The sequence below is a fragment of the Halobacillus naozhouensis genome (genome assembly GCF_029714185.1).
GTDB lineage: Bacteria > Bacillota > Bacilli > Bacillales > Halobacillaceae > Halobacillus_A > Halobacillus_A naozhouensis.
In genome coordinates this window covers 3,916,964-3,941,959 of record NZ_CP121671.1, presented here as the reverse complement: position 1 = coordinate 3,941,959, position 24,996 = coordinate 3,916,964, and the positions used below count along the sequence as shown (strand labels likewise).

At 42.5% G+C, this 24,996-nt stretch carries 25 protein-coding genes, 1 pseudogene and 1 riboswitch; of the genes and pseudogenes, 15 read left to right on the top strand and 11 right to left on the bottom strand.

The features are described 5' to 3' along the window. Window positions 1-2 precede the first annotated feature (2 nt). The 4 genes and pseudogenes from P9989_RS20135 to P9989_RS20120 all read left to right on the top strand — a co-directional run bounded on the left by P9989_RS20135 (window position 3) and on the right by P9989_RS20120 (window position 3,543). A pseudogene (locus P9989_RS20135) lies at window positions 3-632 on the top strand (bifunctional 4-hydroxy-2-oxoglutarate aldolase/2-dehydro-3-deoxy-phosphogluconate aldolase). Between the two features lie 56 nt (window positions 633-688). After that, on the top strand, window positions 689-1,717 hold the full coding sequence (locus P9989_RS20130) for a TRAP transporter substrate-binding protein (protein WP_283076624.1): 1,029 nt from the start codon (window positions 689-691) through the stop codon (window positions 1,715-1,717). Window positions 1,718-1,777: 60 nt separating this feature from the next. Then, window positions 1,778-2,257, top strand: coding sequence for a TRAP transporter small permease (locus tag P9989_RS20125; protein WP_283076623.1), 480 nt, complete (start codon window positions 1,778-1,780; stop codon window positions 2,255-2,257). Then, window positions 2,254-3,543 carry a TRAP transporter large permease gene (locus P9989_RS20120; RefSeq protein ID WP_283076622.1) on the top strand — a complete coding sequence of 430 codons (1,290 nt, stop codon included), beginning with the start codon at window positions 2,254-2,256 and terminating at the stop codon, window positions 3,541-3,543. Before P9989_RS20125 ends, P9989_RS20120 begins: the two co-directional genes overlap by 4 nt. 36 nt (window positions 3,544-3,579) lie before the next feature. Here the strand turns inward: P9989_RS20120 and P9989_RS20115 are convergent, their stop codons facing one another. Continuing rightward, window positions 3,580-4,206, bottom strand: a complete 627-nt coding sequence (locus P9989_RS20115; RefSeq protein ID WP_283076621.1) for a hypothetical protein — start codon at window positions 4,204-4,206, stop codon at window positions 3,580-3,582. A 251-nt stretch (window positions 4,207-4,457) separates the two neighbouring features. On the opposite strand from P9989_RS20115, the gene P9989_RS20110 reads away from it, so the two are divergent. After that, window positions 4,458-5,852 (top strand): amidase, encoded by a 1,395-nt coding sequence (locus P9989_RS20110; protein ID WP_283076620.1) that lies wholly within the window; start codon window positions 4,458-4,460, stop codon window positions 5,850-5,852. Between the two features lie 23 nt (window positions 5,853-5,875). Here P9989_RS20110 and P9989_RS20105 read toward each other — a convergent pair whose 3' ends face one another. The 7 genes from P9989_RS20105 to P9989_RS20075 form a co-directional block, all read right to left on the bottom strand. Further along, a complete protein-coding gene (locus P9989_RS20105; protein ID WP_283076619.1) occupies window positions 5,876-6,652 on the bottom strand; it encodes an alpha/beta hydrolase in 777 nt (258 codons plus the stop codon). A 73-nt stretch (window positions 6,653-6,725) separates the two neighbouring features. Further along, window positions 6,726-7,346 (bottom strand): response regulator, encoded by a 621-nt coding sequence (locus P9989_RS20100; RefSeq protein WP_283076618.1) that lies wholly within the window; start codon window positions 7,344-7,346, stop codon window positions 6,726-6,728. A gap of 183 nt (window positions 7,347-7,529) precedes the next feature. Beyond that, entirely contained in the window at window positions 7,530-8,522 is a 993-nt protein-coding gene (locus tag P9989_RS20095) for a zinc-binding dehydrogenase (protein WP_283076617.1), read from the bottom strand. Continuing rightward, window positions 8,519-9,475 (bottom strand): ArsA family ATPase, encoded by a 957-nt coding sequence (locus tag P9989_RS20090; RefSeq protein WP_283076616.1) that lies wholly within the window; start codon window positions 9,473-9,475, stop codon window positions 8,519-8,521. Before P9989_RS20090 ends, P9989_RS20095 begins: the two co-directional genes overlap by 4 nt. Window positions 9,476-9,527: 52 nt before the next feature. After that, window positions 9,528-9,794 carry a cory-CC-star protein gene (locus P9989_RS20085; protein WP_283076615.1) on the bottom strand — a complete coding sequence of 89 codons (267 nt, stop codon included), beginning with the start codon at window positions 9,792-9,794 and terminating at the stop codon, window positions 9,528-9,530. Between the two features lie 16 nt (window positions 9,795-9,810). Further along, window positions 9,811-10,188, bottom strand: coding sequence for a hypothetical protein (locus tag P9989_RS20080; protein ID WP_283076614.1), 378 nt, complete (start codon window positions 10,186-10,188; stop codon window positions 9,811-9,813). Window positions 10,189-10,250: 62 nt separating this feature from the next. After that, entirely contained in the window at window positions 10,251-11,987 is a 1,737-nt protein-coding gene (locus tag P9989_RS20075) for a carbon starvation CstA family protein (protein WP_283076613.1), read from the bottom strand. Window positions 11,988-12,218: 231 nt separating this feature from the next. Here P9989_RS20075 and P9989_RS20070 point away from each other — a divergent pair, with 231 nt between their 5' ends. From P9989_RS20070 to P9989_RS20060, 3 genes are read left to right on the top strand one after another with little or no spacing between them, the layout of a single operon-like run. Further along, entirely contained in the window at window positions 12,219-12,824 is a 606-nt protein-coding gene (locus tag P9989_RS20070) for an anthranilate synthase component II (protein ID WP_283078995.1), read from the top strand. Next, window positions 12,821-14,572 (top strand): aminodeoxychorismate synthase component I, encoded by a 1,752-nt coding sequence (pabB, locus tag P9989_RS20065; protein ID WP_283076612.1) that lies wholly within the window; start codon window positions 12,821-12,823, stop codon window positions 14,570-14,572. The genes P9989_RS20070 and pabB overlap by 4 nt, the downstream gene beginning before the upstream one ends. Beyond that, complete coding sequence (locus P9989_RS20060; RefSeq protein ID WP_283076611.1) at window positions 14,569-14,943, top strand: thiol-disulfide oxidoreductase DCC family protein; 375 nt, start codon at window positions 14,569-14,571, stop codon at window positions 14,941-14,943. Before pabB ends, P9989_RS20060 begins: the two co-directional genes overlap by 4 nt. 182 nt (window positions 14,944-15,125) lie before the next feature. Here the strand turns inward: P9989_RS20060 and P9989_RS20055 are convergent, their stop codons facing one another. Continuing rightward, complete coding sequence (locus P9989_RS20055) at window positions 15,126-16,127, bottom strand: NADP-dependent oxidoreductase (RefSeq protein WP_283076610.1); 1,002 nt, start codon at window positions 16,125-16,127, stop codon at window positions 15,126-15,128. A gap of 109 nt (window positions 16,128-16,236) precedes the next feature. Between P9989_RS20055 and P9989_RS20050 the strand changes: the two genes are divergently transcribed. The 6 genes from P9989_RS20050 to P9989_RS20025 all read left to right on the top strand — a co-directional run bounded on the left by P9989_RS20050 (window position 16,237) and on the right by P9989_RS20025 (window position 21,905). Next, window positions 16,237-16,980: a GNAT family N-acetyltransferase gene (locus P9989_RS20050; RefSeq protein WP_283076609.1), complete on the top strand. Its 744-nt coding sequence runs from the start codon at window positions 16,237-16,239 to the stop codon at window positions 16,978-16,980. Window positions 16,981-17,265: 285 nt separating this feature from the next. After that, window positions 17,266-18,039 (top strand): DUF4037 domain-containing protein, encoded by a 774-nt coding sequence (locus P9989_RS20045; protein ID WP_283078994.1) that lies wholly within the window; start codon window positions 17,266-17,268, stop codon window positions 18,037-18,039. 57 nt (window positions 18,040-18,096) lie between these two features. After that, a riboswitch (TPP riboswitch) is annotated at window positions 18,097-18,200 on the top strand. Window positions 18,201-18,298: 98 nt separating this feature from the next. After that, window positions 18,299-18,901 carry a YkoF family thiamine/hydroxymethylpyrimidine-binding protein gene (locus tag P9989_RS20040; protein ID WP_283076608.1) on the top strand — a complete coding sequence of 201 codons (603 nt, stop codon included), beginning with the start codon at window positions 18,299-18,301 and terminating at the stop codon, window positions 18,899-18,901. A 7-nt stretch (window positions 18,902-18,908) separates the two neighbouring features. Beyond that, window positions 18,909-19,487, top strand: a complete 579-nt coding sequence (locus tag P9989_RS20035; protein ID WP_283078993.1) for an ECF transporter S component — start codon at window positions 18,909-18,911, stop codon at window positions 19,485-19,487. Beyond that, window positions 19,484-21,139, top strand: a complete 1,656-nt coding sequence (locus P9989_RS20030) for an ABC transporter ATP-binding protein (RefSeq protein ID WP_283076607.1) — start codon at window positions 19,484-19,486, stop codon at window positions 21,137-21,139. Before P9989_RS20035 ends, P9989_RS20030 begins: the two co-directional genes overlap by 4 nt. Next, on the top strand, window positions 21,126-21,905 hold the full coding sequence (locus tag P9989_RS20025; protein WP_283076606.1) for an energy-coupling factor transporter transmembrane component T family protein: 780 nt from the start codon (window positions 21,126-21,128) through the stop codon (window positions 21,903-21,905). The genes P9989_RS20030 and P9989_RS20025 overlap by 14 nt, the downstream gene beginning before the upstream one ends. Before the next feature lie 40 nt (window positions 21,906-21,945). Here the strand turns inward: P9989_RS20025 and P9989_RS20020 are convergent, their stop codons facing one another. Together P9989_RS20020 and exaC are read right to left on the bottom strand one after the other, a co-directional pair. Then, window positions 21,946-22,314: a DUF779 domain-containing protein gene (locus P9989_RS20020; protein WP_283076605.1), complete on the bottom strand. Its 369-nt coding sequence runs from the start codon at window positions 22,312-22,314 to the stop codon at window positions 21,946-21,948. Window positions 22,315-22,335: 21 nt separating this feature from the next. Further along, window positions 22,336-23,856 (bottom strand): acetaldehyde dehydrogenase ExaC, encoded by a 1,521-nt coding sequence (gene exaC / locus P9989_RS20015; protein ID WP_283076604.1) that lies wholly within the window; start codon window positions 23,854-23,856, stop codon window positions 22,336-22,338. A gap of 258 nt (window positions 23,857-24,114) precedes the next feature. On the opposite strand from exaC, the gene P9989_RS20010 reads away from it, so the two are divergent. Next, window positions 24,115-24,990 carry a 5'-3' exonuclease gene (locus P9989_RS20010; RefSeq protein ID WP_283076603.1) on the top strand — a complete coding sequence of 292 codons (876 nt, stop codon included), beginning with the start codon at window positions 24,115-24,117 and terminating at the stop codon, window positions 24,988-24,990. The last annotated feature ends 6 nt before the right edge of the window (window positions 24,991-24,996 follow it).

Genomic DNA, 24,996 nt, shown 5'->3' with positions numbered 1-24,996 from the left:
GGATGAGGACGTTTCAGAAGATACAGGAAGCAAGAATTCTTCCAGTTATTCGTAAAGCTGATCAGGATAATATTATCCCGATCGCTACAGCTGTAGATTATGGAGGGATTCGTGCTATTGAAATTACTGCTGAAACACCGGAAGTCGAACAGTTAATAAACAAAGTGAGAGTTCATAACGAAGACATGCTGGTAGGCGCGGGAACCGTATTGGATCCCGAGACAGCAAGGGCGGTTATTATGGCAGGGGCCTAGTTTATTGTATCCCCAACTGTTAATCCGGAGATGATCAGAATGGCCAAGAGGTATGGAATCCCTTGCATTTCAGGAGCATTAACACCAACAGAGATAGTAACGGCATATGAATCAGGTGCAGATATGGTAAAGGTATTTCCAGCTAACGCAATGGGAGCAGAATATATTAAGAATGTCCATGGTCCGCTGCCGCATATTCCGTTGATGGTGACAGGGGGAATCGATAGGCGCAATATGCTGGAGTATTTTAAGGCAGGTGCTCAAGTGGCTGGGGTGGGGAGTCAGCTTGTCAAGGTTGACCGTTTATTGACACAACCAGATTATGATGATTTATCTACTTTGGCCAAGCAGTATGTTGAACTAGTTTCAGATGTTTAATTAACTATTTTATGTAAGCGTATTCAATCGCTATCAATTTAAAGGAGGGGACTTTCATGAGGAAAACATTATTGACCTTGCTGCCTATTATGGTTCTGTTACTCCTTTCACTAACAGGATGTGGAGATCGGGTAGCAGGGGGAGCAGAAGATAATGGAGATATAAAAATTATTGCTGCCCATAACCAAACCTCACCAGAGAATCCTTATCAATATGGCATGAAGGAATTTGAAAGGGTGGCAGAGAAGAATGAGAGCATTGAGGTAGAGGTACACGCAGGAACACTGGGTACCAGTGAATCTGAACTCGTACAAAAGCTTAAACTAGGCGGTGCAGATGTCGTACTCGTTTCCCCTGGATTTATGTCAAAAACCGGTATAAAGGAAATCGATTTGTTTGCCATGCCGTATGTGTTTAAGAATTATGATCATTGGGAGAGAGTGGTTGACGGAAAAGTCGGAGAGCGAATGGCCGAGATTATAAATGAAAAATCCGATAATGATTTTAAACTACTAGGTTATTGGAGTGCCGGAGTCCGCCATTATTACGGCAAAAAGCCGCTGGAATCGATCGAAGATATCGATGGAATGAAGTATCGCACTCAAACATCTGGGGTTATTGCAAAATATTGGGAAGCGACAGGTGCCGTGCCAACATCTGTAGCCTGGGGAGAATTGTATCAGGCTTTACAGCAAGGGGTCGTGGATGCTTCTGAGAACTCCTACCCTTACTTTGTTCAGCAAAATCACCATAAAACTGAAAATGGTAAATATATTACCGAGACAGGTCATGATTATACGACCCGCTTCCTGCTCATCAATGGGAATAAATTTGACTCGTACACAGAAGCTCAGCAAGAAGCTGTTCTAAAGGCGGCTAAAGCTTCTGTTGAAAAAGAGAGAGAAGTCGTCAAAAAGCAGGAAGAGGAATACAAGCAGAAAGCCATTGATGAAGGGGCAGAAGTAAACCAAATTGACCGTGAACCATTCATTGAGCTGGCAAAGCCTATTCAAAACGAGCGAGCGAAGGAAATAGGTGTGATGGACTTATTGAAAAAGATTAGGGAGTTGAAAAAAGAAGGATAAAGGAGGAGGGGATTATTGATCCTTCCCTTTAACCCTTTCGATAAGGGAGAGTATGAAGATATGTTTATTAAATGGCTTGAAAAAATCCAATTAACGATCGGCGTGTTGTTTCTTTTAGTCTTTTTTATCACGATTATTATCCAAGTGATAACGCGTTATATAGGTGTTTCTGCAATTTGGACAGGTGAGGTAGCCACGTATTCCTTTATTTGGTCCGTATTTATGGGGGCATCGGTTATGCTCAATAGACGGGAACATTTCAAATTTGACCTTCTATTGAACAAGTTACAAGGAAAAAGTAAAAAAACCCTTTATCTTATAAACGACCTTATCTTATTAGTGTTTACTTTTGCGTTATTTTACTTTGGCATAATCGTCACCGAAAGCTTCTGGAATTTTACTTGGGTATCCTTACCACAAATGAAGATGGGATATGTATGGATTTCCGTGCCGATTATGGGGGGAACCATGGTTATTTATACACTGGCTCATATGATACAAAACGTTAGAAACTTCTCAAAAGGGGAGGTCATCGAATGATTGGTGTAGTGTTAGTAGGCTTATTTATCATTTTAATGGTTATAGGAATCCCTATTGCGTTTGTCATAGGAATTGTCTCCTTGCTTGGTTTTGTGAATATCCCTTATATCCCTGAGGCTATGGTTCCTGTAAAAATGCTTAATGGCCTTGATTCATTCGTGTTGCTGGCTGTACCCTTATTTATTTTAGCCGCAAATCTAATGAACAGCGGCCAAATTTCCCAAAAGCTGATTGATTTTTCCCTTTCGATTGTCGGTCACATTCGTGGTGGGCTGGCCCATGCTAATATCTTAGTGTCTATGTTATTCGCCGGGGTATCAGGGGCAGCTCAGGCCGATACAGCAGGAGTTGGGAAAATTCTAATTCCAAACATGAAGAAGCAAGGATATGATACGGAAACGGCAGTTGGTGTTACTGCAGCTTCTTCTACAATTGGTGTGATCATCCCTCCCAGCATTCCGATGATTATTTTCGCGGGTTTAACGAATGTTTCAGTTGGGGCTTTATTTTTAGTGGGAATTATTCCAGGGATCCTGGTTGGAGTCGGGATGATGGTCCTCATCTATTTTCTTGCTTTGAAAAAACAATATCCGACCTATCAACGAGCATCGATGAAGAACTTTATTAAAAAATTTCTTGATACAATTCCAGCCTTAATGACGCCTGTTATTTTAATTGGGGGAATAATTGCAGGAATTTTCACAGCAACGGAAGCAGCTGCTTTTGCTTCTATTTATACCGTGCTTGTGGGCATGTTTTATTACAAGACCCTTAAGTTAAAGGACTTTCCGAAGATATTAGTGGATACACTTACACTTAGCTCGTTATCCTTATTTGCATTGGCTGCGGCAAGTGCATTAGGTGAACTAATGAGCTATTATCGACTATCGAGCTGGGCAGAACAGTTCTTTGCCAATAATATCGATAGTAGATGGCTCTTCCTGTTAATCATTATTGCATTCTTTCTATTTATAGGTACGTTTATGGATGCAATTCCAGCGATGATCTTGTTCATTCCTGTTATTTTACCAGTAGCAATTAGCTTTGGTGTTGATCCTACCTTGCTCGGAATTGTTACCATTATGACCTTAGCGGTAGGGTTGGTTACACCGCCGTATGGATTATGTCTACTGCTGGCAGCAAAAATAGGGAAATTACCGATTGAACGTTCCTTTAAAGCCGTTATTCCTTATATAACGATCGTTGTTGTGGTACTTCTCGTAATTGCATTTATACCGGGAGTAGCCTTCTATGTACCTGAACTAATAAGTCCTGATCTATTTTAGTTTACAGCAGACAGGGGTAATCCTACCCTTGTCTGCTTAAATTTTTTTAAGGGGACGAAGATATCCTTCCATTCTCTTACGATCAGTTTTCTTCTCAGCTCGGAACCACTGGTGGATGAGAACCATCAGTGTGGTAAGCATCGTTGCAAGGCCAGACCACATAAATCCGAGCGTCGGGGCAGAGTGATAATTGACGAACGTTAGTTGATGATAGGTAAAGAAGAGTAGCGTTGTTCCTGTAAAATAAGCGAATTTGCTCGAGTAAGCCATTGGTTTATGGAATGAGCAATCTATAAGCAACGGTCCCCAATAAATAATGGAACAGATCCCCAAAATGATGAGATGAAGAGGGGTTCCTAAATCGTTAGGAAGCATACGCAATACCTCATAGCTGAGCAGTACGCCGACAAAGAACACAGACATACTTGTAACTAACCTATGACTTCCCTTTAGAAAAATTCGCAGGGAACTACGAAACCACAGGTTGTGCTGGTTAGCGTAGAGAATACAAAGCGGGGCGATAAGAAAGGCCATTAAACTTCGTGACGTATTAACCAAAGGGTAGACGAACAAACTGTTAATCGTTAGAATGCCAACAACAAACAAAACAGCAAATAACACGGTCAGAATTTTTCCGGTGCGAAATATTGCGGTTTGCTGCACGCCATCATCTCCTTGAAATGTTGCAAATTAATTTCCCTTGATCCCATTTATTAAACCTCCTAAAGATATAAATTAGTGTGTCATTTTTTGAATGATTTAACATAGGAAAATAAAGTAAGATTGACCCTTCTATGGAAATGTCAGAGTGGGTAACATGTTATAATTTTTTTAGGATTGAACGAAATGGCAGGATGAAATCAAGGCTCTGATAGAAATTTAGAGCCTGTGTAAGTGAAGGGATTCTGATAAAGATGAAGAATGTAAAGTTAGAAAATAAGGATGGGATGGACCTTCTAACCTTAATTCGAACGAAGCAGTTGAAAGCAAGCGAGGTGAAAGAGCATTTTGTAGGAGTGATTAAAGAAAAGAATTTTGAGCTAAATGCAGTAGTGCATCCGATGTTTAATGCGGGTATTAACAAAGGGCCTTTTGAGGGTCTGCCATTTTTAATCAAAGACTTGAACGCTGTTAAAGGTGAACCATTAAGCAGTGGTTCGAAGCTGATGGACGGGTATATAGCAGAGATAGATGACATCAACGTCAGACGTTTTAAACAAGCGGGATTAACCATAATTGGGAAAACAAATACACCTGAGTTTGGCTTTACGCCTGCTACGGAATCCGGGTATCTCGGGGCTGCCAGAAACCCGTGGAATGTAGATTTCTCTCCAGGGGGGTCGAGTGGGGGAGCGGCAGCAGCTGTAGCCTCCGGGATGATTCCATTCGCTCATGCGAATGACGGAGGAGGCTCTATTCGGATTCCTGCATCCTGCTGCGGGGTATTTGGTTTGAAGCCTACTCGTGGCAGAACACCGTTGGCGATGAATTTTAACAGCTTTTCTGTTAACCATGCTGTGACAAGGTCGGTAAGGGACAGTGCGGCTCTGTTAGATCTATTAAAAGGGCCACAGAAGACAGATTCCTTTTCTACCCCAATTGATAAGGAGTCCTTTTTAGAGGAGGTAGGAAACGAACCAGGCATATTAAAAATTGGCTATATGTCAGACTTTGGTTCACTCATGGAAATAGATCCAGAGGTGCAAAAGGTAACAGAAGCAACTGCTAAGCTTTGTGAGAGCCTTGGACATCAAGTCGAAATTGCATACCCAGACTTCGATTTACATTCGTTTATGGATGCTTTCGTCACTGTCTGGGTAGTTGGCGGAGCTTTGGCGGTGAAAGAAGCGGCACGGTTAAACCAAAAAGAATTAAAGGAAAGTAATATGGAGCGACTGCTTTTCACCTTACTTGAAAAAGGGTCTAACATAACTGCTCTAGAGTATGAGGAAGCACGCCAGGTCTTGCATACAGAGAGTGTGAAGATTCATAAATTCTTTGATAGCTATGACGTTCTGCTTCATCCGGTGAATTCAAAGCCGCCGCTCCCCTTAGGGCATTATAGTGGCGAGGAAAAATCAGTTGAAGAAATATTGGCAGTATCTGCAGAGTATGCTCATCTAACACCTATTGCAAATGTTACAGGCCAGCCTGCTATGAGTGTCCCTCTTTACTGGGGAGAACACAATTTGCCAATGGGCTCACATTTTATGGGGCGTTTTGGGGATGAAGCGACCTTGTTCAGACTCGCTTCACAGTTGGAGAAGGCGCAGCCATGGTGGTCGAAATATGAACAATTGAATGATTGATAAGAGACGATTCAGCTGTAGTTTCAAACGTGCTGATCTTCCCCATTCTCGCAGGTAGCCAACCAGTTCGAAAAGGTTTCTTGAACAGTATCAAGGTGGTCCATAAAATGATGCGCAGCCCCGTCAATTACTACTACTAGTTTGGAGTGGTGGTGAAGCCACTTCATTCCTTGCTTTGTTATAGACATTAAAAGCTTCTCCTCGCCCTTATTTCCATGGATAAGAAGAATTGGGCAAATGATCCTCGAGAGCATGTGTTTTTGATCACAGCGTTCAAAATCAAGCAGCATTTCTTTTGTGATGACCATTTCGTCACGATGAGGATCCGAAACTTTTACTGAAAAGTGCCCGTTACTTTGTAATGTGACGAGTTCCTCCTGGGAAAAGTGGTCAGGCCAATGGTAATGGACAGGTCCTGTGCCTGCCCCTGTTAAGATCATAGTTTTAACGTATTGAGGATCGTAAGCCTCTAAACATACTCGTGCTCCTAAGCTGTGTCCGTAAAGAACCATTTCAGTAAAGCCTGCACCCCTGGCATAGTTCATAGCCGAAGTGAGGTCATCTACTTCATTAGACAATGTCAGGGGAGTGTCATCACTTTCCCCACACCCGCCAAAGTCAAAGCGCAGTACACTATAACCGAGTCTGTAGAAAGCTGAGGTAAATAAATCAAAGCGACCACGAGAAGAACGATTAGAAAGAAAGCCATGACACATAATAACGATCCGGTTCCCCTCATTCCTGTACAAATCACCAACTAAAGCCAGCCTCCTGCTGTTAGAAAACGTAACCTTTCCCATATAGGCCCCCCTATTATCATTAAGTGGAATTCCCTTAAAGTTCCACCTCAGGTCATCCAAATATTACCATGATCTAATTGGTATACCATCTATATAATTTCTTTGGTCGTCCAATCTTTTGGTGGCCAATAACTTGTTTAACTTTCCCTTCCTCCAACAAATACATCAAGTAGCGATAGACAGTAGGGTAAGCTAACCCGATCCCTTTCGAAATGGTGTCGACCGAGTTCGCCCCACGATGTTCCTTCAGATAATCGGCGACGGACTCCAGCGTTCCTTTACTAATTCCTTTTGCGCTGTATACATCTTCATCGGCCTCCAGCTGTTTCCTCATATTCGCGAGCTGGGCGTGTAAGTGGATTCGGGAGATAATATCGAGTTCCTTTACAGGTTTTAAGGCAAAATCTGTAGCACCAGCTTTTATAAATGATGCAGCAACTTCTTTACTGTTATCTTCCGTTAAGATAAGGATTGGAATTTGCTGATTTTCAAGACGCACTTTCTGAACTAACTCCAATCCATTAATAATAGGCATATGATAGTCCGCGATTATAATATCATAATCGTGTTTACTAAGCTGGTTGAGTCCCTCACGCCCATTGGGTGCAGTTGCCGCCTCAAGCCCGTCTCTTTCACATAATTCCCTTAGAAAAGTAGTTAATAATGGATCATCGTCCACAATCAAGACTTTCATGATTTCACCCTCTCTCAGAAAATCCCAAACGGTCCTCATTGTTACGTTGAAGTATTAATACTATTAATAGTATAATGCAGCGGCGTTGCTCGCAACGGTTAAATTATATAAAACTATTGAAGTTATAGACGGGAAGATTTTATATGTAAACAGCCCCACGGTGAGTACCGCGGGGCTGCTTCTTCAACCTATTGAAAAACCTATTTTCCCAAAATTCTTCGTCTCCTTGAGGTATTCAAAGGCTTCTTTATATTGAGATAAGCTGAACATCCGATCAAGTTCGGGCTTAATGTTGTATTGTTCAACAAACGAAAGCATGTCAGCGAATTCATCGGCGCTTCCCATCGTTGAACCGAGTAAGTTGAATTGACCATAGAAAAACTTACGGATATTAATCGTGACTTCATCTTCTGTAGTGGCTCCAAACGTTACAATTGTACCACCTTTTCGAATGATTGAGAGGGACTGATCAAACGTTGCACGACCTACGCTTTCTATTAGCAAATCCACTTTCTCATTCTTTAATTCCTCATTCCAGTCCGAGTTGGTCGGGATGGCGATGTCAGCTCCCAGATCTTTTGCTTTCTCTAGTTTCTCTTCATGTCTAGAGGTAACGATGACTCTCGCTCCAACAGCCTTCGCGAATTTCAATGCAAAAGTGAGTACACCGCTTCCGATCCCTGGAAGCATGACCGTGTCTTCTGGTTTAATTTTTCCTCGTGTAAACAGGACACGGTAAGCCGTTAACGCTGCAAGAGGCAGAACTCCTGCCTCCTCCCACGACAAGTGATCAGGCTTTGAAACGATATTGTCAGCAGGTACAGAGATATACTCTCCAAATGTTCCGTTGTCAGGTAATCCCAGGATTTCAAATCCTTCAGGTGGGGCATCACTAGTATGCTTCCAACCTAGCCCTGGGTTGATAATCACTTCATCCCCTTTAGCGAACCCTTGAACCTGTTCACCCATTTCCTCTATGATCCCAGCCCCGTCTGAACCTAGCACGAGGGGCGGCTGATCCGTTTTGTGTCTTAAGGTGACAGCAATGTCTCTGCGGTTCATCCCTGCTGTTTTCAGTTTCACTTTTACCATATTGCTTTGAATAGACGGGGCGTCTATATCTTGTAATAATAGTCCTGTTAATCCTTCTTGCTCTGCATGTACAATGGCTTTCATTTGTGCGTCTCCTCCTTAGTCAGTGGTTGCAAATGAGCAGCAAAAATAGAAAGTTTGTCCATATCTGCTACATCTTCTTCGAACAATGGCACGTTAATCGATTGTTGGTTTGAAAAGCCTTCTTCGATTTGGTTTAAGTAGTCTCGTTCTTGCTTTCTGCGTTTTTGCAAGAATGCTCCGTCTGCATGATCAGGCAATACTTTGTTGACGATCAATGTTTTAATGTGAAGATGGTGTTTATCTAACTGCTTGATGGCCTGTTGTGTTTCTAAAATCGGAAGACGTTCAGGGATGAGAACAAAAATGAACCCTGTCTGCTTCTCATCTAATATAATCTTTCGAACGGCTGAAAATTTCTCTTTCCGCTTTTGCAGAATCTCATAGATCGGATCATCTATTGGCTCCCCGTCATTAAGAAGCTCTGTATAATTGTCATTGATTTTCTTCCTGCGTTCAAGCATTCCGTCTATCCAAACACTCATTAACTCTGGCAAGGTTAATAATCTGATCGTGTGACCAGTGGGGGCGGTATCAAATATGATTTTATCAAACTCGTCTGATTCTTCCAGGATGATGGAGATCAGCCGGTCGAATAAAGCGGCCTCGTCTGCTCCAGGGGAAGCGCTGGCCATATCTATTTGCCTATGAACCTCTTCAACCATTTTCGATTTGACTAACCCTTGCAGATTATCTTTCACACCTTCAATGTAGCGTTTGGATTCACGATCTGGATCAACTTCCATCCCCCATAAATTTTCTTCTAGACTGGTTTTCTCATGCTTGATCTTTTTATGAAAAATATCTCCGAGATTATGAGCGGGATCGGTCGAAACGACTAACGTTTTATGACCAGCCCGGGCAAAAGCAACGGCCATTGCAGCGGAAGAAGTTGACTTTCCGACCCCACCTTTACCGCCGACAAATAGGATTTTGTTATGGTGTAGATCATTCATTTTAAGACCCCTTTATAAATCAATCAGTTTAGTATGTTGGAGTATTAGCAGCTTAACAGCAGCGTATTCCATCTAGCGGTGATTTTTCCATCCCCATTCTTAAGTGCCAGTCGTGGAACTTCTCAATAATGTAAGGATACAATTCAAGGGTGTAATAAAAGGCAGGATTGGGGATGCCGAGCATATCAGAATAGACGAGCAATAGAAACAAGTCGTCTTCATCTCTGAGCTCTCTGGCAATTTCATTTTTGTGGGGGAGGCTCAAGACTTCATCATAAAATTGAACGAGTCGTTTTAAAGATAGTTTTTTGTTACTCATAGATTCCTTTTCCCCCTTATGAATGCAGGATCTTTTTTATTAGTGTATCACAGCTTTCTAAGTTCTCCGTCAATTTACCATTGATAAAGACCGCATTGTACTTAATGTGAAGAGTGAAATGTTTCATGGCTTCCATCACAGTAATGTGTCGGTCTCTCACTCGTTGCAGAAAATACATTCCAATAGCCAGAATATTTCTTGGATCAAGAAAGGTAATCGATATGTGCTCTCCATACTTTTTCTTCATATTTCGATAAAATTCACCCATAAGCAGCCTGTCTGGGTCATGGTGTTTGAATTCTTCGGTCATTTCGATAAACCCATCTCCGCATATTCCTCCACAGCATCCCATTCCAATTTCTTTTTCAGCACGTATAATCATGAGGTTTATCATTTATTTACCTCCTAAAACAAGAGAAAGCCGCACATAATGGGTGCGACCCTCTTGTTTCATTTTTAAGCACTTTTCTCAATATCGTTATCTTTTCCGTTAAGAAGGGCCGAGGCAGCAGTTAATAAGATCCAAATGGTAAAGACTAGGATGATCGCACCAAAGCTGAACAGCAGCCAATCACTTCCCGCTGCCCAAGGTGCCCATTCTGTGATCACCTGGTCAATCATGGCCCATAATGTCATAAACATGATAAACAGCATAGGGATGAGGGTCGGCCAATAGTTTCGGCCAAGCCGTTTTAACCAGATAGAGATCAGCAGCAAACTAATTCCTGCCAGCAGTTGGTTAGATGTACCGAACAGGGGCCAAAGCAGGTAACCACCGGATCCAAACCCTTTTGGTCCTTGCGGGATCAATGTTAAGGCTGCACTGGAAACAACGGCCACTGATGTTGCCACGTGTACTTTTGTTATAGGTTTAAAGTTATATTCTGTTCCTAATTCCGAAATAATGTAGCGCATTAGTCGAACAGAAGAATCCAGGGTGGTAGCGGCAAAACTAACAATGATAACTGATACAATCGTTGATGCCACAACGGACGGGATACCAAGACCTGTAGCTAATTGGGCTGCTCCTTGGATAAACACGGTAAGACCGGCCCCGCTCGCTTCTGTAAAACTGCTGTACGTAGCTGAAAATTCTCCTGCTGACGGGAAAAACGTAATTACGGCAATGATCGCTATTAAAGCTAAGGACCCTTCGCCGACAGCACCCAGGTAGCCTACGAAACGGGCCTCTTTCTCATTGCTCAGCTGCTTGGAGGTAGTTCCAGATGACACCAATCCGTGGAAACCAGAAATGGCTCCGCAGGCAATGGTAATAAATAAGAGCGGGAACCAGGAAACATCTGCTTGCCCATTTGTTACTGGTGCTGTTACTTGCGGGTTTGTAAACAGCAAACCTAGATATAATAGTCCTAAACCGACCAATAGCTGGTGCGAGTTAATGTAATCTCGCGGCTGCAAGAGCTTCCAAACAGGTAGGGTAGAAGCAATATATACATACACCATTAACACAATGATCCAAACAAAGAAGGCCATTGAAGTGGCATTTGCCCCAAGGAACGTAGTGGCACCTTCCCCGCCGAAATATTTAACTAAATCAATTTGTAAAACGGGAACATAACTGGCGACAATAGCCGCTAAGTACATAACGGCAAGGGCAACGATCGATGGAAGTAACATACTGCCTTTTTTCTTATAGACGCTATATCCAATCCAAATCGCAAGGGGAATTTGAATAAAGACTGATACAACACTTGCCGGAAACGAAATGAATAAGTTTGCAATTACCCAGGCAAAAACAGCGTTAACCATCAGTACTAATAATAAAATAATGAATAAAAATAATTTCTTTGCTCGTTCGCCAATCAGCTTGCTTGCTAATGTACCCATGGATTGACCCTTGTTTCGAACAGATAAAACCAATGTTCCAAAGTCGTGAACACCAGCCGCAAATACAGTTCCGAGCAGTACCCAAAGGATCGCTGGAAGCCAACCCCAGTAAACAGCTATAGCTGGTCCGACTATGGGGGCTGCTCCGGCAACGGATGTAAAATGATGTCCCCATAAGACAAATTTATTGGTAGGGACAAAATCGACCCCATCTTCGTACTTATGGGCAGGGGTTACATAGTTTGGATCCAAACGATAGATCTTTTCAGCAATGAACTTTGAATAGTACTTATAACCTAGTGTAAAGATGATAATTCCAGCAATGGCTAGCCAAATACCACTCATAAAATCCCTCCTTAAGTTGTAGGCGCTATTTTGCATGTATACGCTTACACTTCATAAGTATTATACTATAAATTTTCAGTCAATTTCAATTAAGTTGACAGACTTATCAAAAGATTAAGTCAACCATTCTTCTTTTCATAGGTTCATAACCTGTACAGTTGTTTCGTGAATTTATAGTGGCGAAGAGGTACAATAGTAGGAGAGGGACTTATGCGTAAAAAGGAGTTTACTATGATAGTAATGATTGATAACTATGATTCATTTACTTATAACCTGTCTCAATATTTTCAACTTCTGGATGAAGAAGTAGTTGTTTTTCGGAATGATGCAGTAACCATTGAGGAGATAGAGCGGTTAGCTCCAGATTTGCTTGTCATTTCGCCAGGTCCGGGACATCCTTGCGAGTCAGGGGTTTGCTATGAGCTATTGAACCATTTTTACAGAACGACCCCGGTTCTGGGGATTTGTCTGGGCCACCAGATTATTGTTGATTTTTTTGGAGGGAAGATAACGAATGGAAAACGTCCTATGCATGGTAAAGTGACCATGATAACCCATGATGGAAAGTCTATTTTCCAGAGGGTTCCGTGTGTAGTCCAGGTGACCAGGTATCATTCGCTTCAAACACCAGCCGACGATCTCCCATTGTCCTTAGAAATTAGTGCGATGTCGGAGGATTCCGTGGTCATGGCTGTTCGCCACCATATCCACCCTGTAGAAGGAATTCAGTTTCACCCGGAGTCTATTTTGACAGAACATGGTTTTCAAATGTTAAGCAACGCTTATGAGCAGGCCTTATCGTTTCATGAAGCAAAGAGGGAGGGAGTGACCGTATGAATGAACCTCACCTGTTCTTTGATTTTGCCAATCAGTATGGGGTGAACCAGCCGATGCTCTTCACTCATCCTCATCACATCATAAAAGCGAATGTTTTAGACGAAGTCCAAAGTGCTTTTGCCCAGGTGGAAGCCGCTTTAGCAGAAGGCTTTTATGTGGCAGGTTGTGTTTCCTATGAAGCAGCTCCGGCATTTGATGAAGCACTTGAAGTGAAGCCAAAAGGAGATTGGCCGCTAATTTGGTTTGGGGTGTTTACTGAACCTGAACTGCAGTTTGAAACTTCTGCTGTTCCATCCGAGGAATTTTCAGTTTCATCGTGGAAAATGGATGCAACTTTTGATGAGTATCAGGGAGGAATCGAAAAGATTAAAGCAGCCATCGAACGCGGGGACACCTATCAAGTTAATTACACGACAAGGCTTGAAACAGCTTTTGAGGGGGATGCTTTCTCTTTCTATAAACAGTTAGCCGGGAATCAACAATCTTCGTATAGCGCTTATCTGTCTCTTGATGATCAACGTAAGATTTTATCAGCCTCGCCAGAGTTGTTTTTTCGTAAAAATGGGGAACATCTCGTCACAAAGCCCATGAAAGGGACGGCTAAAAGAGGCAGAACGCTGGAAGAAGATGAAGTAAGCAGACGAGAATTGAGTGGATCCAGTAAGGAGCAGTCAGAGAACTTGATGATCGTCGATTTATTGCGAAATGATGTGGGAAGACTAGCAGTAACAGGCACTGTTCAAACACCAAAGTTATTCGATATTGAAACATATCCCACTCTCCATCAGATGACTTCCACCGTAGAGGGGAAATTGCCTAAAGGTACAAGCATGTATCAAATTTTCCAAGCCCTATTTCCTTGTGGATCTATAACAGGTGCCCCAAAGGTAAGTACGATGGAGTACATTGCGTCTCTTGAGTCGTCTCCAAGGGATATCTATTGTGGGGCTATTGGTTATATGACGCCACATCAAGAGGCCGTCTTCAATGTTCCTATTAGAACCGTTTTGCTGAATCAAGGAAAAGCTGTATATGGAGCTGGTGGAGGAATAACGTGGGATTCAACGACAGAAGGTGAATATGAAGAGCTTCATACGAAAGCCAGGCTGTTAACAGAAGAGAGGCCTTCGTTTAAACTTTTGGAGACGATGAAGCTTAGCGATGGGAAGTATTCACTCCTGAACTGTCATTTGAATCGGATCGGCCAATCGGCACGTTACTTTAACTATTCGTTTGATGAAAAACATGCTTCGGCTAAACTTCAGCAGCTGGCGCGAAGTCACCCTCAGGGGTTATATAAAGTACGAATGCTCAATGACCAATGGGGTGACGTTGAACTGGAGACGGATGCCCTCAATGTATCTCCTGAAGAGGTCTATTGTACAGTGGCTCACAGACCGGTAGACCATACTGATCCGTTTCTTTTTCATAAAACGACCCATCGGAGGATCTATGAGCAACACCAGAATAATGCTTCTGACGGAAGTTTCGCAGTTCTATTGTGGAACGAAAGAGGGGAGCTGACCGAGTTTACAACAGCAAACTTAGTTGTGAAGCATAAAGGAGAATATAGTACCCCTCCTATTTCGAGCGGCCTGCTGGCAGGAACTCTTAGAGAGGAATTGATAGCCCGGGGCCAGGTTAAAGAGCAAATTTTATATAAAGATGATCTCGCCTCATTTGAAGAGGTATGGATGGTCAATGGATTAAGAGGCTGGATAAAAGCCCGAGTAGAGGAGGATAAATGATGAAACATGTCGTTTTTTATGATGCAACGTGTCCTTTTTGTTTTAATGTAAAACGGATTTTGCGTAAGGTTGACTGGTTGAATCAGCTGAAATGGGTATCAGTTCAAGAGGTAGAAAGGGAGAATGGAAAGTATCCTTACTTGAACGGGCGTAATACACGGGACGAGATTCATATGCTCACGAAACAAGGTGAATTAAAAGCAGGATTTCACACAATTCGCGAGCTATTATTACTTTTACCCCCACTTTCCTGGATGGGGCTGATTTTATATCTTCCAGGAATGGACCGACTTGGCTCTCCATTTTATAAGTGGTTTTCCAGGCATCGATATCAATGGTTTGGTCAATATGAACAGCCTCGATACCAATAATAAGAGTGATTCAAAGGTCATCTGGCTTGCCCAGTGTGATGCTCGGCTAGGTTTAAACACAGGTCATTATGCCCCAGGCTCTTCAGACAGTTTGAATTGACTACCTAACGACAAAGCAAAACGCAAGGGAATAAATCACCTTGCGCTTTGTTTTATAAATGCTGAATTCCAACAGTTAGAGATTATTGTGAGTTGCTAACTTTGATGAGTTGTTTGCCTGTATTGTCCCCTTTAAAGAGGCCGAAGAAGGCATCCGGAATGTTTTCAAATCCTTCATGAATCGTCTCTTCATAAGTCAGTTTTCCACCTTTCAGCCACTTAGAAAGGTGCTCAAATCCTTCTTTAAAACGGTTCTGGTAATCTCCAACTACGAACCCTTTAATCGTAGCACTGGATTTAATCAGATGCATTTGCATCCGCGGCCCTTGATCATTGGGAACATTGTAAGAAGCAATTGCACCACATTGTGTAATACGTGCAAATTTATTTAACAATGGATAAACGTGATCAGAAATCTGTCCTCCGACGTTATCAAAATAAATGTCTACACCATTTGGGCAGGCGTTCTGGAGAGACTCAGCAACATCTTCTGTTTTATAGTTGATAGCTGCATCTGCTCCTAATTCATTTACAATATAGCTTGTCTTATCATCACTTCCGGCAATCCCCACTACGTAGCAGCCGAGAAGTTTTCCGATTTGGACAACAGTAGAACCCACAGCCCCTGCAGCACCAGAAACAACAAGAGTTTCTCCTTCTGTTGGTTTCCCAATATCGATAAGGCCAAAATAAGCAGTAAGCCCAGGCATTCCAAGAATTCCCAATGATGTTGTTACAGAACCTAGAGATGGGTCTACTTTTCTAATTGAATCAGCAGACGCAACGGTTACTTCTCTCCACTGAAGGGATCCTGTCACGATGTCACCGACGGAAAATGCTTCTGCTTTTGATTCGACAACTTGTGCCACTACTCCGCCTTCGATAGGTTCATGTAATTGAAATGGTGCGACATACGACTTCGCATCATTCATGCGGCCTCTCATATAGGGGTCAACCGATACATACAGCAGTTGAACTAGTACTTCGCCATTTTCGGGCTGCTGTGCATCAGCCTCGACAATATCTAAATGTTCATGGGTGGGAGTTCCATCCGGTCTTTGAATCAGTTGAATTTCCCTGTTCATTATCCTCATCCTTTCCATTATTTACATTCCCATTGTATCGTAACCCAAGGGTGGGATGAAAAGGATAGGCTTGAATCAAACGATAATTCTGATTATTGAGGAGGATACTATGAAGGAAAACGCCTTTGATAAGTCGAATTTGTATAAAAAAGTAAAGTTTGTTGAGGGAGAAAATTTCGCAACGGTAGAGAACATCACTCCATTATCACGACAGCAGTTTTTTCAGTTGATAGAATATCTTGTTCACGATGATCACTTTAATAAAGTAGCTACACTCTCTATTTTGTTACCCTCTCCTTCAAAAGAAGTAGAAGAGAGACTGGAGGAAAATGGGTTTATTCTAAATGATGTTATAGTTTCTGTAAAAAGGGAGCTATCAGAAATGAATGGGGCAGAAGGGCCGTTTACCTTACAACCACTGGAAGAAGGAATGGAAGAGTCATTTAAACAAGTATGGTCTCAATCTATGAAAGGTTCATTAAATGGTTCCTCGAGTTTGACGATTGATGAACAATTTAGAAGTGTAGAAAAAGAACTCGGCCCTGACTTTAGGCATACATGTCAAATGGTATATGAAAAGGGGAGGCCGATTGGGGTAGTGATGCCGCATATTGAACCTGGAACAGCAGTAGAAGGGCGATTGTTCTATTTCGGGCTTATTCCCGACGAGCGGGGGAAAGGGAAAAGCAAGGCTTTGCACCGCCAAGCCTTATCTGTTCTGCGAGATAAAGTCGGTGCTGAATATTATATTGGCTCGACCAGCTGCCGAAACGAACCAATGCTAAAGGTATTTGATTACAATGGGTGTAGAGAAGTAGACCGAAGCAACTTGTATAAAAGGAAAATGAGATAGATTATTAATCGGATATCGTCGAATGTGTTTAATGGGTATATATCTATTTCGCTTCATCTACTAATCTTTGGTAACATTAAAGTGTTCATAAGGTCATGTTTGCTTGATTAATTTAAAGTATAACGGAGTTAGGGTAAACTCCACGTTTCTTGGCTGGTCTGATGAGGAAAGTCTTTTGTAAATTTACGTTTACAGGAGAAGCTAATAACTCCGCTTATGTTAGTATGTATTCATCTTTGAAAGACCCGTGGAGGGAAGTCAGCAAAAGGTGGTGGTGATTAGGTGATGAATCTAGAAGAATTGGCTAGAAAAGTGGCAAAGGTATATGAGCAAAATGCTAAGGTGGAAGCTGTTTATATTGCTGGCTCTGTTGCACGTGGCTGGGAGGATAGTTTCTCAGATATCGAGTTGAACGTCCTATGGTCTGAGGGGCCGACAGATCAAGACAGGTTATCAGTAATTGAACAGGTGAATGGAGAGCTGCTAGATTTCTATGGATTTGAAGATGATGAATGGTCCGAAACATTTAAGTTTGAGGGTGTTAAGTTCGAAATAAGCAGCTTTCTCACCGAAACAATTCGTAAGGTGATCAATCGTGTAACAAAAGAATTTGATATTAGTTTAGCTGGTCAATGTTTGATTTCATCGATTCACTACGGCGTTCCTGTAGCAGGCGCTGAATTGATGGATGGTTTCAAGGCCAAAGTCCAGGTGTACCCTGAACAATTGGGACACGTGATGATTGATGCATATTCAGATTTTGGGAATCAATGGAAGAACCGAAGGGTTTTACTAGAACGAGAAGATTGGTTGATGCTTTATTCGGTCATGACAACGATGCAGCGTCATTTGATGGGAATATTATATGGGTTAAATTGCATGTATGTCCATCACCCTGACTTCAAATGGCAGCAACAGACTTTGGATGAAATGAATATTAAACCAACCGATATTACTAAAAGAATGGAACGTGTATTTTTATCGAGCCCAGATCAAGGATTACATGAACTTGAGCAGGTAGTTCAAGAAGTTCAGGAGCTTGTCAGGGAAAAAGAATAGGCTTTACAAATTAATAACCATTGATTACGATGTAAGTGTGACAAAATTGCATAGAGCTAACAACACTAGGGGAGCTGCGTACGCGGCTGAGAGGAAACTGTTTCCGACCCTTAGAACCCGAACTAGATAATACTAGCGTGGGGAAGTGGAGTCGATCGTAGAATGGTAATGATATACACATATACATACGTTCGTAACTGCACTCCCCTGGGGTGCAGTTTTTTTATGCTTTTGCTTACTAATAAGGAGGAAGTTAAACATGAGTGAAGTTTGTGGATCCAGTAATCGAATTGCAGGAAGTTCATTTTCGATCTACCCGATGTCTGATCGTTTTGTAGAGATTATCAAGTCCTCGCTAAATGAGGTGGAAACTTCGAAAGTCTGGATGAAGACAGATGATGTGACAACGACAGTAAGAGGACGGATGATTCATGTGTTTGATGTAACAAAAGCGATATTTTTACAAGCAGCAAAAACAGGGGAACATGTAGTTTTTCAAGCAACCTATTCAATAGGATGTCCAGGTGATTCGGCCGGCGATGTGTACATGGCTGAGGATAATCTAGCGCAAAATGTTTCCACAAGCGGGTTGATCGATCAAGAGGTGGCGGCCAAATTTTCCTTATACCCTATGGGTGGCGGAAACTATATGGATGTTATTTATAGTCAGATTGAAGACATGAAGAAGCGGGGAGTTGAGGTAGGTGAGGCTCATTATTCTACGCGTTTAGATGGAGATGGAAACCGAGTGTTTAATGGGTTGGAGCAAGTATTCCAGCAGACAGATGAGCAAGGTTCTTCTCATACGGTGATGACCGTTACGATCTCTGCAAACAGTCCATCTAAAAAAGGAGGAAAATAAAATGGGACTGGAAAATTGGAAATTGAAAGAAATTGTTGTGATGTCCGTACTTTCCGTAGTATTTGCTGTTGTTTATTTAGCATTTCTGCCTGTTGGAAAGCTGCTGGCTGGACTATTTGGTCCAATTGGATATGATGTGATCTTCGGAATTTGGTTTATCGTCTCTGTCATAGCTGCCTATATTATACGGAAAAAAGGAGCAGCGTTTTTATCGGAAACGATTGCAGCAACTGTAGAAATGCTGCTCGGAAATGCAATGGGGCCGATTTTAATCCTAACAGGGATCATCCAGGGGCTTGGGGCAGAGGCTGCCTTTGCCGTAACAAGGTATAAATCATATAATCTAGCTGTATTAATGTTGGCCGGGGTTGGAGCAGCTGTGTTTAGTTTCATATGGGGGTACTTTCGTTCCGGGTATGCTGTATTTGGAACGGGGTACCTTGTTAGTATGCTTATCGTTCGGATGATAAGTGGTGCGCTCCTTTCTGGTTTGTTAGGGAAGGCCATAGGTGATGCCCTGGCGAAAACGGGCGTCCTGACTGGATTTGCTCTTGGAAAAGAACAGCGAAGGAAGAAGACGGCATGAGGTTATTAGATGTTCATCAACTAAATATCCAGTTTGAACAAGAAAATGACCATGTTTTATCAGAAATAAACTTTTCAATAGATGAGGGGGAACGGCTGCTGTTATTAGGGCCAAGTGGATGCGGTAAAAGTACGTTAACGTATGCTTTAAATGGCATTTATCCACGAGAATTGGACGGAATGATGACGGGTGAAATCAAGTTCAGGGACATTCCTGTGGAAAGTTATTTCCCTGGGGAAATGAGTCAGCATGTGGGGGTAGTTTTTCAAGATCCTGAAAGTCAATTCTGTATGATCACAGTGGAAGATGAAGTGGCATTTGGTCTGGAAAATATCAATACACCGGTTGAGAGGATCTCTGCCCGTATTGATTATGCTCTCCAGCTTGTAGGTTTAAAAGGAGTAAGACAGCGATCGATACAAACATTATCAGGCGGGCAAAAACAAAAGCTTGCTTTAGCCTGTGTTCTTGCGATGGAGCCTGAGCTGTTAATTTTGGATGAACCAACCGCTAATCTGGACCCGATCGCTACACGTGATTTTATCCAGACCATCGAAATTCTTCAAAAGGAAAAGGGCTTTGCGCTGCTTGTTATTGAACATCAATTAGATGGATGGGTCTCTTTTATTGAACGGGGATTGATGATAAATCGAAGCGGCGGGATATTTTATGACGGTCCCATAAGACACGGGATGGCCATGCACTCACGTACCTTACAGAGTCAGGGAATAGCGATGCCGGCTGTAACTGAATTGGTTATGGAAAGTGGATGGCTCCATCAATGTGAATACTTCCCGTTGACCGTTCATGATGTTATTACTGGGTGGAAGGGTTCGAAAGAGCAGGTTATGCTTTCTTCTCTGGCAAAGGAAAGTCTACCTCCTTCAACCATTCTTCAATTATCATCGATTTCATGGAGTAAAAGCAACACCAGGATTATTTCCGGCGTATCCATGCAAATCAGAAAAGGAGAATTCATAGCTATAATTGGCGGGAATGGCAGTGGGAAAACCTCTCTTTCCAGAGTCATGGCAGGTCTGCAAATGCCGACTGAAGGCGAATGTTTGTTTCATGGAAAACCGCTATCGTCTTGGAAAGAAATAGACTTAAGACAGCACATCGGCTACGTTTTTCAAAACCCTGAACATCAGCTGATTGCAGATACAGTTTTTGAGGAGATCGCTTTTAGTCTGAGGATTCAAGATATCGATGAACGTAAAATCGACCAACAGGTGCGGGAAGTTCTTAACATGTGCCAGCTTGAAGGGGTGGCAGAACGCCATCCCTACACATTAAGTCAGGGGCAAAAGCGTAGGCTGAGTGTGGCTACGATGATAGTAGAGCATCAGGATTTGCTGATTCTGGATGAACCCACGTTTGGCCAGGATGCCCAATCAACAAAACAATTAATGAATTTGTTGGCTCAACGACAGAAAAGCGGCGCCACGATTGTCATGGTGACACATGATATGGAGCTCGTGGATGAATATGCTGACCGCGCCTTTGTTGTACATGAAGGGGAAGTGGTGGCAGATGGACATCCTCATCATCTATGGCGAGATCACTCGTTAGCGAAATGGCAGCTTCAATACCCAGTTCGAGTTCAATTACAGCAACAGATGGAAAAGGAGGGGTTGTATGTATCTTCATAAGCTTAACCCAAGCCTCAAAGCCTTGACGATAATTACTGCGGTTATTGGACTGGCGCTCATCTTTGATCCTATCACTCCACTGTTATTTAGTATATGGACGATAACCGTTACTTTTCTGTTTGGAAAAGTAAAGATAAGATCTTACCTTCTGTTTTTACTTCCATTCATGATCATTTCTTTAGGAATGCTGTGGACCACGATAGTATTTGCTGACGCACCAGATCATCCCGGTCAAACAGTTCATTTGCTTTTGTGGGAACTGCCGCAGGAAGATGTTGTGGCAGCCTTTTCTCTAGTGTTTCGAATGTTCGCTTTTGCTACCCTGTCCTTACTGTTCATTTTTACAACAGACATGGTTCACTTTATTTTAAGTCTGATGCAGCAGTGTAAATTACCGCCAAAGCTGGCATATGGGGTGTTGGCAGGCTATCGTTTTCTGCCCTTAATGAAGGGTGAATTCCACCAGATCCAAGAGGCCCATCAGGTAAGAGGAGTTAAACGTACGAAAAAGGTAAAGGAATTAATGAAGCAATACAGGAGATTTATGATCCCATTACTGGCAGGGGCAATCCGTAAGGCTGAAAGGACAGCCGTCGCGATGGAATCGAAAGGGTTTACCGGTGCCAGGGATCGAAGTTTCTATCGTACTTTCACAATAAAAACTAGGGATTGGATATTTTTAATCGTTACGCTCTTCTCGCTAGTTGTGATTGCTTATATTTCTTATTTGTTAGGATATTTCAGCTGGTACCATGGCCAATTCTAAATAAAAAATATCCCCTGCCACGGAAGGCAGGGGGGCATCCTTAAAGTACACCAGCTGTTTTAAGCTCCTCGTATTCTTCATCAGTAAAAGCGCGAGAGCGAGTTAAGAATCGTTTTCCTTCTACACCTTCTAAGGAAAACATACCGCCGCGGCCATCGACAACATCAATAATGAGCTGGGTATGCTTCCAGTAATCATATTGCTTCTTGTGAATGTAGAAAGGGGTTTCCCCAATTTCTCCAAGGAGTACGTCCTGTGTGCCTGTGATCAGGTCGCCCTCCGGATAACACATTGGCGAGCTTCCGTCACAGCAGCCGCCGGACTGATGGAACATAAGCGGCCCGTGTTTACCTTTAAGTGTTTCAATCAACTGGAGGGCATCGTCGGTAGCTGTTACACGTTCAACCATTCCGTCACCTCCTTTGTAAGCTTAAAAGAATCCTAACTTCTGACCACTATAGCTTACAAGCAGGTTTTTAGTCTGTTGATAGTGGCCCAGCATCATTTTGTGATTTTCGCGGCCGACCCCGGACATCTTGTAGCCGCCAAAAGCCGCATGAGCAGGATAAGCGTGATAGCAATTCGTCCATACACGTCCCGCTTCAATGCCGCGCCCGAAGCGGTAGGCGGTATTAATGTCACGAGACCAGACGCCTGCTCCCAAACCGTAAAGGGTATCATTAGCAATTTCCATTGCCTCTTCTGGGTTCTTAAAGGTAGTAACCGCAAGAACTGGTCCGAAGATTTCTTCCTGGAAGATCCTCATACTGTTGTTTCCTTTGAACATCGTTGGCTGCACGTAATAGCCGTCAGCGAAATCGCCATCAAGTTGATTCCGTTCACCGCCAATAAGACATTCTGCACCTTCTTCTTTACCAATATCCAGATAGGAAAGAATTTTATCAAGCTGTTCAGACGATGCTTGAGCTCCCATCATGACTTCCGGGTCAAGCGGGTTTCCGACTTTAATGGCTTTGACTCGTTCGATTACTCGTTCCATAAATTGATCATAAATAGACTCCTGAACGAGCGCACGTGAAGGACAAGTACAAACTTCTCCCTGGTTCAGGGCAAACATAACCATTCCTTCAATGGCCTTATCAAGGAAGTCGTCATCCTTACTCATCACGTCTTCGAAGAATATGTTTGGTGATTTTCCGCCAAGTTCGAGTGTGACAGGGATTATATTTTGAGAAGCATATTGCATAATCATACGACCGGTTGTCGTCTCACCAGTGAAGGCAACTTTATTAATTCTTGGATTTTGAGCCAGCGGTTTACCAGCCTCAAGTCCATAACCATTTACGACATTTAATACACCTGCAGGAAGTAAATCTTCAATCATCTCTAGTAAAAGCAACAGGGAGGCAGGAGTTTGCTCCGCCGGCTTAAGGACAATGGCGTTTCCGGCTGCAAGGGCAGGCGCGATTTTCCACGTTGCCATAAGAATTGGGAAGTTCCACGGAATAATTTGACCCACTACTCCAAGTGGTTCGTGGAAATGGTAGGCGACGGTGTCGTTGTCAATTTCTCCTATGGAGCCTTCTTGAGAGCGGATAACTGAAGCAAAATAACGGAAGTGGTCGATGGCCAAAGGAATGTCAGCATTAAGTGTCTCTCTGACAGCTTTTCCATTTTCCCACGTTTCAGCAACGGCCAGTTTCTCAAGGTTTTCTTCCATCCGATCAGCAATTCGATTTAGAATGAGCGAGCGCTCTGTTACTGAGGTTTTCCCCCAGGCATCCTTTGCTTCATGAGCTGCATCAACGGCAAGCTCAATGTCTTCTTCTGTTGACCGGGGTACCTGACAGAAGCTTTTCCCAGTTACAGGTGTAATATTATCAAAGTATTGCCCCTTTACTGGCGGAGTCCATTTTCCTCCAATAAAGTTGTCGTAACGTTCTTTGTACTGAACAATTGATCCCTCGGTATTAGGAAATGAATATACCATATTACTCCAAACCTCCCGTTATTATTCTATTAAATGTGCAAACGCTTACAAAGGAGAATATGTAAATGGATTGCACCTAATTCGAAACTATCACTGTAACATAATTTTGTCAATTATCAGTCAATTTAATTATTTTGAATTGGAGAGGTTAGTTTTTCAGGTGAAATGGTTTGCTCCAGCTATTGGCTATTAATCCCCGCATGTGTCCTGTAATTTTGTTATAATAGAATCAACTTTTTCAAATGAAGGGGACGGAAAATGATGACAACTAATCGAGTTTTGCTTGTTGATGGAATGGCCTTGCTTTTCCGTGCGTTCTACGCTACAGCAATGAGCAATTATTTTATGATTAATAGTAAAGGAATGCCTACAAATGCCGTATACGGAATGGTAAAGCATCTATTTACGGCCATCGATACGTACCAGCCTACACACGTGGTATGCTGCTGGGACATGGGAAGCAAAACATTCCGTAACGAGCTTTTTCCCGAATACAAAGCAAACCGCGGGGAAGCTCCGGAAGAATTAATCCCTCAGTTTGAGCTAGCAAAGGAAGTTATTGAGTCATTTGACATTCCTAATGTAGGGCAAGTTGGTTTTGAAGCGGATGACTGTATGGGAACTCTGAGTAATGGATATTGTAAAGATTCACAAGTATTTATTCTGACAGGGGACCAGGATATGCTTCAGCTTCTCAAGCCGAATGTTTCTGTAGTTTTACTGAAGAAAGGGTATGGAAATTATGCTGAATATCGTGAGGACTCTTTCTTTGAAGAAAAGGGGATCACGCCAGCACAAATGGTAGATCTAAAGGCTTTAATGGGCGATAGCAGTGATAATTACCCTGGTGTAAGAGGAATTGGTGAGAAAACAGCACTCAAACTATTAATCCAGCATAAAACGATAGAGGGAATACTAGAAAATATTGATCAATTAACGAAGGCACAACGTAATAAAATTGAGCAGGACCTGGAGATGCTTCACCTTTCAAGAAAGCTTGCACGAATTCATTGTGAAGCCAGTGTGAATTGTTCGTTGGAAGAGGCTCTGTTTTTCATTGATGAAGAGAAAATGGGACAGAAATTTGAAGAACTTGAGTTTAAAAATTGGCAGAAAAACCTTGTAGGAATGTAAAAAAGG

Bases quoted from the DNA above. Each gene is read 5' to 3' on its own strand.
- P9989_RS20130 (WP_283076624.1), top strand. From the start codon at position 689: ATGAGGAAAACATTATTGACCTTGCTGCCTATTATGGTTCTGTTACTC.
- P9989_RS20025 (WP_283076606.1), top strand. From the start codon at position 21,126: ATGTATCTTCATAAGCTTAACCCAAGCCTCAAAGCCTTGACGATAATT.
- P9989_RS20080 (WP_283076614.1), bottom strand. From the start codon at position 10,188: ATGATAAACCTCATGATTATACGTGCTGAAAAAGAAATTGGAATGGGA.
- exaC (WP_283076604.1), bottom strand. From the start codon at position 23,856: ATGGTATATTCATTTCCTAATACCGAGGGATCAATTGTTCAGTACAAA.
- P9989_RS20050 (WP_283076609.1), top strand. From the start codon at position 16,237: ATGAAGGAAAACGCCTTTGATAAGTCGAATTTGTATAAAAAAGTAAAG.
- P9989_RS20125 (WP_283076623.1), top strand. From the start codon at position 1,778: ATGTTTATTAAATGGCTTGAAAAAATCCAATTAACGATCGGCGTGTTG.
- P9989_RS20095 (WP_283076617.1), bottom strand. From the start codon at position 8,522: ATGAAAGCCATTGTACATGCAGAGCAAGAAGGATTAACAGGACTATTA.
- P9989_RS20020 (WP_283076605.1), bottom strand. From the start codon at position 22,314: ATGGTTGAACGTGTAACAGCTACCGACGATGCCCTCCAGTTGATTGAA.
- P9989_RS20075 (WP_283076613.1), bottom strand. From the start codon at position 11,987: ATGAGTGGTATTTGGCTAGCCATTGCTGGAATTATCATCTTTACACTA.
- P9989_RS20070 (WP_283078995.1), top strand. From the start codon at position 12,219: ATGATAGTAATGATTGATAACTATGATTCATTTACTTATAACCTGTCT.
- P9989_RS20085 (WP_283076615.1), bottom strand. From the start codon at position 9,794: ATGAGTAACAAAAAACTATCTTTAAAACGACTCGTTCAATTTTATGAT.
- pabB (WP_283076612.1), top strand. From the start codon at position 12,821: ATGAATGAACCTCACCTGTTCTTTGATTTTGCCAATCAGTATGGGGTG.
- P9989_RS20060 (WP_283076611.1), top strand. From the start codon at position 14,569: ATGATGAAACATGTCGTTTTTTATGATGCAACGTGTCCTTTTTGTTTT.
- P9989_RS20030 (WP_283076607.1), top strand. From the start codon at position 19,484: ATGAGGTTATTAGATGTTCATCAACTAAATATCCAGTTTGAACAAGAA.
- P9989_RS20090 (WP_283076616.1), bottom strand. From the start codon at position 9,475: ATGAATGATCTACACCATAACAAAATCCTATTTGTCGGCGGTAAAGGT.
- P9989_RS20055 (WP_283076610.1), bottom strand. From the start codon at position 16,127: ATGAACAGGGAAATTCAACTGATTCAAAGACCGGATGGAACTCCCACC.
- P9989_RS20040 (WP_283076608.1), top strand. From the start codon at position 18,299: ATGAGTGAAGTTTGTGGATCCAGTAATCGAATTGCAGGAAGTTCATTT.
- P9989_RS20010 (WP_283076603.1), top strand. From the start codon at position 24,115: ATGATGACAACTAATCGAGTTTTGCTTGTTGATGGAATGGCCTTGCTT.
- P9989_RS20100 (WP_283076618.1), bottom strand. From the start codon at position 7,346: ATGAAAGTCTTGATTGTGGACGATGATCCATTATTAACTACTTTTCTA.
- P9989_RS20105 (WP_283076619.1), bottom strand. From the start codon at position 6,652: ATGGGAAAGGTTACGTTTTCTAACAGCAGGAGGCTGGCTTTAGTTGGT.
- P9989_RS20120 (WP_283076622.1), top strand. From the start codon at position 2,254: ATGATTGGTGTAGTGTTAGTAGGCTTATTTATCATTTTAATGGTTATA.
- P9989_RS20045 (WP_283078994.1), top strand. From the start codon at position 17,266: ATGAATCTAGAAGAATTGGCTAGAAAAGTGGCAAAGGTATATGAGCAA.
- P9989_RS20110 (WP_283076620.1), top strand. From the start codon at position 4,458: ATGAAGAATGTAAAGTTAGAAAATAAGGATGGGATGGACCTTCTAACC.